The organism is Pirellulales bacterium, assembly GCA_035499655.1.
GTDB lineage: Bacteria > Planctomycetota > Planctomycetia > Pirellulales > JADZDJ01 > DATJYL01.
This window is the reverse complement of the sequence record DATJYL010000031.1, coordinates 1-8464: the sequence shown is the minus strand read 5'-3', so window position 1 is coordinate 8464 and position 8464 is coordinate 1. Positions and strand designations below refer to the sequence as shown.

Genomic DNA, 8464 nt, shown 5'->3' with positions numbered 1-8464 from the left:
TAAAATGGCCGGCGCAAGTGATTTGACGTTGTATGCCCCCAAAGTCAACTTCGATTTCGCACAGTTTGCCATCAGCAGTCATTTCGACAAGTCGCTGCAATTCTTTCTCGACTGGTCGAACAAAACACAGCTGAGGCATTGTTGTTGCCAAACAGCGAAAATCCATCACCCTCTCCCAGCAACTCCATGCAGGGAGAGGCGAGAAAACCCACGGTAAATCAATTAGCCGCATTCCGCAAACTACTGAACTTGTGCATATAAGGACTTAGACACCAGCCGGTCTGACCCCCTGAACCCTGAACCCCAACCCAAAATTGGGCCACCCGTTTGCTATATTGTGCCCGCCAGCGCGCACTCGTTCTTTGACAACCTAAACGAAACTAAGGAACTCTCAAAAAACTCCCTCTCCACTTGCGGGAGAGGGCCTGCCTGAGTTCATCGAAGGGCCAGGGTCGATCCCGGCGCGCCGGGAGAGCCCCAGGGATTTCCACCGGAGATGCGTCAGTTTAATGTAGTGGCGGCCGGGCACCATCCGAAGGATGGTCGCAGCCGCTGCTGCTACGCAAACCCCGGCAACGGCTGAGGACAGCCGTCGCTACATCATACTGGAAATCAAACTGAGATATTGCCCGGTTTCGACGGTTTTAATACCCGTTTTCGTCCGTTTACTGAACCGTTTTTCACCGTTTTTTCCCGTTTTCACCGCGAATGAAAAGTTTGTCAGCCAACAAACTTCTCCGGATCATCAAAGCAGCCCGGCTACGTTTTCTCCGTGCATTCGGGCTCCTCTGCACGTTACGACAATTCGTTTTCGCGAATAACCAGGCGGCGGATGGCGGTGGCGCGGCCGGTGGCGGGATCGATGTCGACGATCGTGCCGCTGAGCCGCACGTCGCCGGTGGCCACGTCAAAGGCCGTGGGCGTAAAGGTGAGCGTGGTTTCCAGCACACGATCAATCTGCCGTCCCAAAATGCTTTCGTACGGACCGGTCATACCCACGTCGCATTGAAACGCTGTGCCCTGTGGGTAAAGGCACTCGTCAGCGGTGGGCACGTGGGTGTGCGTGCCCAGCACGGCTGACACACGGCCGTCTAAATAGCGGCCCATCAGTTGCTTGTCGCTGGTGGCTTCAGCGTGAAAATCGAGCAGAATGACGCGCACTTCAGGAGGAATCGCGGCCAAGACTCGGTCGGCCGCTTTGAACGGGCAATCGACTGGCCGCATGAAGACGCGTCCCAGCAAACTGAACACGGCACACAAAACGCCGTTGCGGGCTTTCACCACGGCGAAATTTCGACCCGCAGCCTCGGCAGGATAATTGGCCGGCTTGACGATGTTGGCTTCGGAGTGCAGCATCTCAAACACCTCGGCTCGACGGTAAATGTGATCGCCCAGCGTGACTACATCGACGCCGGCGGCAATCAGCTCATGATAAATGGCCGGGGTCAGGCCGGAACCGCCGGCGGCATTTTCGGCATTGGCGACGACCAAATCGAGCCGCTCGCGCTCGATCAGCGGCTTGAGGGCCCGGCAAACAATTTGCCGTCCCGGTTTGCCGACAATGTCGCCGATGAGCAGGAGACGCATGGATAGCGGGGTTGATAATTAGCCCCTGGTCGTTGACCGGGGCTAAAAGGTTATCGTGCCAGTTCGGTGATGCGGGTTTCGCGAATCATGGTAACTTTGATTTCGCCGGGATAGCTAAGTTGCTGTTCGAAAGCGTTAGCGATATCGCGGCAGACCTTGGCGGCAGATTGATCGGTAGTGTCCTTGGAACTGGCGATGACGCGCAATTCGCGGCCGGCTTGAATGGCAAAGGCTTGTTCGACGCCGGGGAAATTTTTGGCGATTGATTCCAATTCTTCCATCCGCTTGATATACCGCTCCAGGGTTTCGCGGCGAGCACCGGGGCGCGAAGCACTGCAAGCATCAGCGGCGGCGACAAGCACGGTGTAGGGATGATCAATGCGGATATCGTCATGATGGCCCAGCGCCGCATGCACCACTTCCGGCCCTTCACCGTAGCGCTTCAATAATTCGGCGCCAATTTTGGGATGGCCGCCTTCCGCCTCGTGATCGGCGGCCTTGCCAATATCGTGCAACAGGCCGCAACGGCGGGCGAGATTGCCGTCCAGCCCCACTTCCTCGGCCAGCATGCCGGCCAAAAAGGCCACCTCGATGGAATGCCGCAGCACGTTTTGGCTGTAACTGGTGCGGAACCGCAGGCGACCCAGCAAATGGACGATCTTCGGATTCAGCCGTCCGACTTCGGCTTCCTGGACCGCCTCTTCGCCGAACTTTTGGATGTGTTGCTCCATCTCGGTTTGCGTTTCGGTCACCACTTCTTCAATTCGCGAAGGGTGAATACGCCCGTCGGCAATGAGTTTGGCCAGTGCCATTTTGGCAATTTCGCGGCGCACGGGATCGAAGCCGCTGATGATCACCACGCCGGGCGTGTCGTCGATAATCACGTCAACGCCCGTGGCTTTTTCGAAGGCGCGGATGTTGCGTCCTTCGCGGCCGATGATGCGCCCTTTCATTTCGTCATTGGGAATATCGACGGTACTGGTCGTGGTTTCGGCCGTGTGCGTGGCGGCATAGCGCTGAATGGCGGTGACCAAAATTTCGCGCGATTTGGCCTCGGCAATTTCGTGGATTTTGCGTTCGTGCTGCTGGATGATGGCGCCTTGTTCGTTTTGCAACTCATTATCGAGCATTTCCAGCAGGCGGCGACTGGCTTCCTCGCGGCCCAGTCCGCTAAGCTGGTGCAGCGTTTGCCGCTGTAGATCGAGCAGTTTTTGCAGTTCCTCGTTGCGGCGGTTGGTGTCTTCGATGCGTTCGGCCAGTTTGCGCTGGGTGGTTTCGACCATTTTTTCCTGTTTGCGAAGCTGTTCCGATTGCTGCTCGACGGCGTCTTGCCGCTTGTCCAGCGAGCGTTCCCGTTCGTGCAATTCCTGTCGCATTTGGGCCAGTTCTTTTTCCCCGGCCGCTTTTTGTTGGATGGCGTGCTCCTTGACTTCCAACTCGGCTTCTTTCTTGCGATTTTCGGCGTTGCGGTTGGCTTCATCGACGATCCGCCGAGCTTCGGTTTCCGCATCGCGCCGAGTAAGGCGATCTAACAGGCGGACAATGGCGAATGTCAGCCCCGCGGCCAACAAGGCTACAACAATTACAGTAATTGTATCTGATGGCACGGTCGCACGCTCCCCTCTGTGCGTATGGTTGGCGTCCGAGTGAGAGTGAATCAGCCTTGGTTGGCCGATTCGGCCAGCGTGGTCAGATTTTGGCCCAGCTACGGTGCGGCCGGCGAAGAAAACGGCGCAACGGTTTGCCAATTGTTAGCCGAAAGAACGTGGCCGACAAACAGAAGTTTGTTTGTCCGCCGCAATTGCTCAACCCTTCTCGATCACCAGCGGAAAGTTGGTCCAGCGGTGAATTGCTCCACACGATTTGCCGGTCCGCCGCTACCGCGCGCCCCACTAGGGGGACGCGCGCACAAGTGATATTCAGGGGCTGTTTGCATCCAACCAACAAAAAAACGGGTGGGGAGCATCATCGGGCTGTATTGCCCAAGATGGAATTCGGTCGATCGGCACCACGTGAAAACGGGCGTCGATTGTTTTCCACTAGGCAAAAAGCCTCGCAGAAGATTCCAGATGAAAAACAACAAATCCATCTGCTCACCGATCTTCAGATTTGGTTGGCTCGTTCTTACAGGCTCGTTAGTCAATTGGGAAAACCGAAGCAAATGTTTCCTCGCAAGCCGCCGATCCACCGACCAGCTGCCGCTAACACTCGAACTGATTTAGGTTTTCTCAGTTCGACGATATTCTGTTTCGTCGCTGGAAGCATTTGGCATGCCCAGCCACGCCACGAAAACCGCCTACTGTTAGAATATTATCAAAGTTGCTGCAAACTGCAACTGGATTGTTGTGGGACGCTTTGGAGGCAACCTATTCCGACGACTGGATTTAGTGATTGAAGCCGCCGCAGACATGCCTGCATCGTGGTACGGAGGGGCTAACTGCCTGTACCAGCGGAAAACTCGGTTTTTTATGGGTTCACAACGGTTTGAGCATCTAACCCTGACGCAAGGCTTTGGGCGGTTGTGCCGCCGGCCGTGGGATGAAGGTCCACAGGCATGGGGTGAGTGGCCGATTCTAACCGGTTATGATTCGTGCATGGAATACGCCAAACCATTGACTTTTGAGCAGCATTTCGCCATCAGTTGGCCGCCACACGAATGGCGCGATGTCACGGTGATGATTGCAGTTTCCGGCGGCCCCGACAGTGTGGCGCTACTTCGGGCTATGCAAGTGGTGAAGACTGAAGTTGGCGGGCCGGGCCGGCTGATCGTGGCGCACTTCAATCATCGGCTTCGTCCCGAAGCCGACGACGATGCCAGGTTTGTCGCCGCGCTGGCCGGACAATTGAATTTGCCTTTTGAACAGGGAGCCGCTGAGGTTGCGAATTTGGCTGCCCAGCGCGGCGATGGCGTAGAAGCTGCCGCGCGCCAGGCCCGCTACCATTTTTTCGAGCACGCAGCCCAACGATTGGGCGCCAGATATGTGGCCACCGCCCACACGGCGGACGACCAGATTGAAACAGTGTTGTTCAACATTCTCCGCGGAACCGGTCTGGCTGGGTTGGCAGGCATGCCGCGGGCACGGCCGCTGGGGCCGGCGGTGTCGGCCATTCGCCCGCTTTTAAACTTGCTTCGTGATGAAGTGCTGAAATACTTGGACGAGCTTGGCCAGCGATATCGTGTCGATTCCAGCAATGCCTGCCACGATTTCACCCGCAATCGACTTCGCCACGAACTGCTTCCGCTACTACGCGAAAAGTATAATCCGGACATCGACGGCGCTTTGCAGCGATTGTCGCAACTGGCCGGCGATGCGCAGCGTGTCATCGAGCGGCTGGCCGGCGAACTGCTCGACCGCTGCTGGATGTCGACCGCAGAGCATGAGATTCGGCTCAGCGTGGGGCCCTTGGCCGGCGTCGAACAGCACTTGCGTCGAGAGGTATTCGTCGTGATGTGGCAACGCATGGATTGGCCGTTGCAGAACATGGGTTTTGCCGATTGGAATACCTTAGCGCGGATGGCGCAGGGTCCGGAGGCTGATCATTACGATTCAGCCCGCAGAAATTACGATTCAGAACGCAGCAATACAGTTGCGCAGAAGCGGTGTTTTCCTGGGAATATTGTAGCAGAGCGGCGGGGTGATGAATTAATTCTGTCGAGGTAATCGCGAAGGATTCCACATCCTCCTCCAACCCTCTCCCACGGAGAGAGGGTTGGAGGAATACCGTCATCCTTCGCCGGGCCCTGCCGTGCCGCCGGTAAACTCTTTGTCCTGGGCGGCATGACCGGTTAACACTTGAGCCTGGTAACCGCCTTGGGAACGGAAGTAGACGATCAGGATAAAATAACAGACGAACATGACGCAGGGGAAAATCGCCATCGTGGCCAATGCGCCCTTTTTTGCCGCTTTCTCCGTGGCGGCAATGGTGTCTTGATCGGCTTTGGGGAGCGTGCTAACGTTCGCCGGATCGATGGATTCGTAACTGCCGAAGACGCTCTGTTTGGCGGTGCTGGACTTAACGGTTTCATACAGGGCCGGCTGCTGCTGTTTCAATTCATTGGTTGTAGCCTTTTCTTGCAGCAGGCCGATGAAAGGCATTCCCAGCACGCCCACGGCCAACATGCCGACGCCGCCCGTGGCGTTGAGCGTGAGAGCGCCCCCTTTCGGAAATTGCTCCGAAACCACCCCCAGCATCGTCGGCCAGAAGAACGATTTACCCACTCCGTAAAGCGTGGCGGCGGCGAAAATTGTCATCCCTGACGCTTTGGAGAGAAAAATCAGACCGCAGGCCGCCAAGGCCGCACACACGGTCAGCAAACCCAGCGGCGAAAGCTTGTGTACAATCGGCCCCGCGACCAGTCGCAAGATAAGCATAATCGCCGAGGTGTAAACCAACACCCAAGCGGCGTTGTAACCCAGCGACTCCATTTCCGGGGTCATCAAACTGGTAATCCAGTTGTCCGTGCCCAATTCGGTCGTGGCCAAGGGAAACATAATGAGCAACAGAAAAATGAACATCGGCCGGCCCAACGAACGGGCAAAAATACCAAAGCCCAGCACAATCACGGCGGCAATCGCCAACTGCACCTGATTGCCCAGGCCGAAATCATTTCCCAGTTCGCGCACGATGAGCGGAAAGGCAACCAGCGCGCCCAAAATGCCGAACTCGGCCAGCATATCGCGGTAAGAGCTGCCGGCGGCCACACGTTCGTTGATGGGAAACTTGCACGATAGCATCATCAGGCCGTAGACCAACACGGGCAGAAAAATCATGCCTACTTTCCACTCCCAGCGAATGTCCCCCATGCCGATGGCAATCAGCCCTGCCAACACCAATCCGCCGGCCCAACCGGCGTGCAGCGCATTCAGCCATTTGGTTTTGTCGCGCGAAAACATGGTGGCGACGACGGGGTTCACCACCGCCTCCACCGTGCCGTTGCCTAGCGCGAAAATCAAATTGCCGATGTACAGCAGCCAGTAACCGGTTTGCTTGCCGGCGGCCACCGCATCAGCGCTGGCACCCGGCGCAGCCAACACCAGCGGCGCACAAATCACAATGATGGCGTAGGTCACGTGCGCCACAAATGCAAACACCATGGCGCGGCCGTAGCCGATTTTATCGATGAACAAACTGAACAGAATGATGCTGATGGCGAACGGCCAAATGCCGGCTCCGCTAATTTGCCCTTTTTGGACCTCGTTCAATCCGAATTGCGCGCCCCAGGTATCTAACAGCGACCCGCGAATCATGAAGCCGAACGCCGTGGCGACCAGCGCAATCCAGCATGCCCAAAACAGCCGACGATCGTTCCCGTTGACCATGTGACCCTCCGCCTGAGTCAGAATTGTTGCCTGAATGCGACAGCAGTGCTGGCGCGGGAATAGGTCCGTGAGTATAACCGCCAGGGGGCTGTGTAAATCAAGGCGATTTGTTGATTTCGGGCAAAGCCGGCCGGTTTTTGTCCCGTCTTGTTCGAGATTGTGGCGCGGCCTACCATAAGCGGCCTTTTTGCGCGCCGAAGTGACGGCGGCGCAATCGTTTCGCATTGCTGGACCGGCGCGATCGACGCCGGCAATATTGTGCTGCGCGATTTTGTCTATGCTTGTTGGTTTGCCTTCAAATGGGGACTGCTGGCTGCGCTGTTGGCGGCGGTGGGGCTGGGGCTTTATTTTTACGGCCGGCTGAACGACGAAATCCGCATTCGCGTGCAGGCTAAGATTGCCGCAGCTTATCCGAACCTCAGCGTTTCAATTCGTTCGGCGCAGTTGATCGACGGTCAAGGAATTGAAGTTCGCGGCCTGTCGATCAACGATTTGCGTCTGGCCGGCGCGCCGGCAGAGTTGGCGTACTTCGACGAAGTGTTGCTGTGCTGCCAAACGAGCCTGACGGAGTTGCTCAAGCATGAGCCAAAGATTACGCGGATCATGGTCCGACGTCCGCGGTTGCAGGCGGCCCGCCTGCCGGACGGATCGTGGAGCGTGAGCGAACTGCTGCCGTTGCCGAAGTTAAGCGACCATCCGGCCGAAGTGCAAATCGAAAATGGCCAGTTCATTGTGTTCGATTCGCAGCGCAATCCGCCCATAACCTACGATGTTCACGACATCAATCTCAGCCTGAAACCGACAGGTGATTTGGCAGCGTCCAACGCGGCGGTGTACGAATTGCGTGGTGCGTTGGTGGCCGACCACGTGCAACAAATTCAAATCACGGGGCAGTTGAATCGCACGACGGGAGCCGTCGATTTGAACGGCCTGGTCAACGGCATCGATATTTGTCCTGAGCTGATGGCCGCTATGCCTCCGGATGAGGCCGTTCGTTTGCAACCCTTGACGCCCCTACGCGGACAGGCCAATTTGCAATTTCATGTGGTGCACGATTTAGCCCAGGCGCAGCCGTGGCAGTTTGAAGTTGCCGGAGAATTGATGTCGGGCCGATTCGACGATACGCGATTGCCCCAAGCATTGGCCGATTTACGGGCGAAATTTCATGCCGACAACCAGGGCTTTCAGATCAGCGACCTAACGGCGCGCAACGGTCCCACGGCGCTGCGTTGGAGCGCGCGGGTCGACGGCTATCAGCCCGGCTCGCCCATGATGATCGAAGGGGAAGCTTTGCACGTTTTGGTCGGTCCGCAATGGGAACCCCTCCTGCCGCCCAACTTTCTGGAGCAGTGGCGGAAGTTCCAGCCGGCGGGCGAAGTGAATGTCAAAGATACCCAAGCGGTTTTTGACGGCCAGCACTGGCAGTTGAAGGCCACGGTGGAGTGCTTGAATGTTTCGCTCTTGTACTACCGGTTTCCTTACCGCGTGGAACACGGCAACGGAACTCTGCAGTTGAGTTGCGATCCGCAAACCCGGCAAAACCGGCTGACGCTGAA

The 8464-nt window shown here is 57.1% G+C and carries 5 protein-coding genes; 2 read left to right on the top strand and 3 right to left on the bottom strand.

Annotated elements, in window-relative coordinates; translation table 11 throughout:
- Positions 1 to 795: 795 nt before the first annotated feature.
- Positions 796 to 1587 (bottom strand): TIGR00282 family metallophosphoesterase, encoded by a 792-nt coding sequence (locus VMJ32_02070; protein ID HTQ37782.1) that lies wholly within the window; start codon positions 1585 to 1587, stop codon positions 796 to 798.
- A gap of 50 nt (positions 1588 to 1637) precedes the next feature.
- Positions 1638 to 3194: a ribonuclease Y gene (rny, locus tag VMJ32_02065; protein ID HTQ37781.1), complete on the bottom strand. Its 1557-nt coding sequence runs from the start codon at positions 3192 to 3194 to the stop codon at positions 1638 to 1640.
- A gap of 861 nt (positions 3195 to 4055) precedes the next feature.
- Here rny and tilS point away from each other — a divergent pair.
- The gene (gene tilS, locus VMJ32_02060) at positions 4056 to 5249 is read left to right on the top strand and encodes a tRNA lysidine(34) synthetase TilS (GenBank protein HTQ37780.1); all 1194 of its coding nucleotides are present in this window, start codon (positions 4056 to 4058) and stop codon (positions 5247 to 5249) included.
- Positions 5250 to 5312: 63 nt separating this feature from the next.
- Here the strand turns inward: tilS and VMJ32_02055 are convergent, their stop codons facing one another.
- Entirely contained in the window at positions 5313 to 6908 is a 1596-nt protein-coding gene (locus VMJ32_02055; GenBank protein HTQ37779.1) for an MFS transporter, read from the bottom strand.
- A gap of 159 nt (positions 6909 to 7067) precedes the next feature.
- Between VMJ32_02055 and VMJ32_02050 the strand changes: the two genes are divergently transcribed.
- Positions 7068 to 8464: hypothetical protein (locus VMJ32_02050; GenBank protein ID HTQ37778.1), on the top strand; the 1397-nt coding region annotated here is incomplete at its 3' end.

What these genes read in the sequence shown, in the direction of transcription:
- VMJ32_02070 (HTQ37782.1), bottom strand. Translation starts at nt 1,587, where the DNA reads ATGCGTCTCCTGCTCATCGGCGACATTGTCGGCAAACCGGGACGGCAA.
- tilS (HTQ37780.1), top strand. Translation starts at nt 4,056, where the DNA reads ATGGGTTCACAACGGTTTGAGCATCTAACCCTGACGCAAGGCTTTGGG.
- VMJ32_02055 (HTQ37779.1), bottom strand. Translation starts at nt 6,908, where the DNA reads ATGGTCAACGGGAACGATCGTCGGCTGTTTTGGGCATGCTGGATTGCG.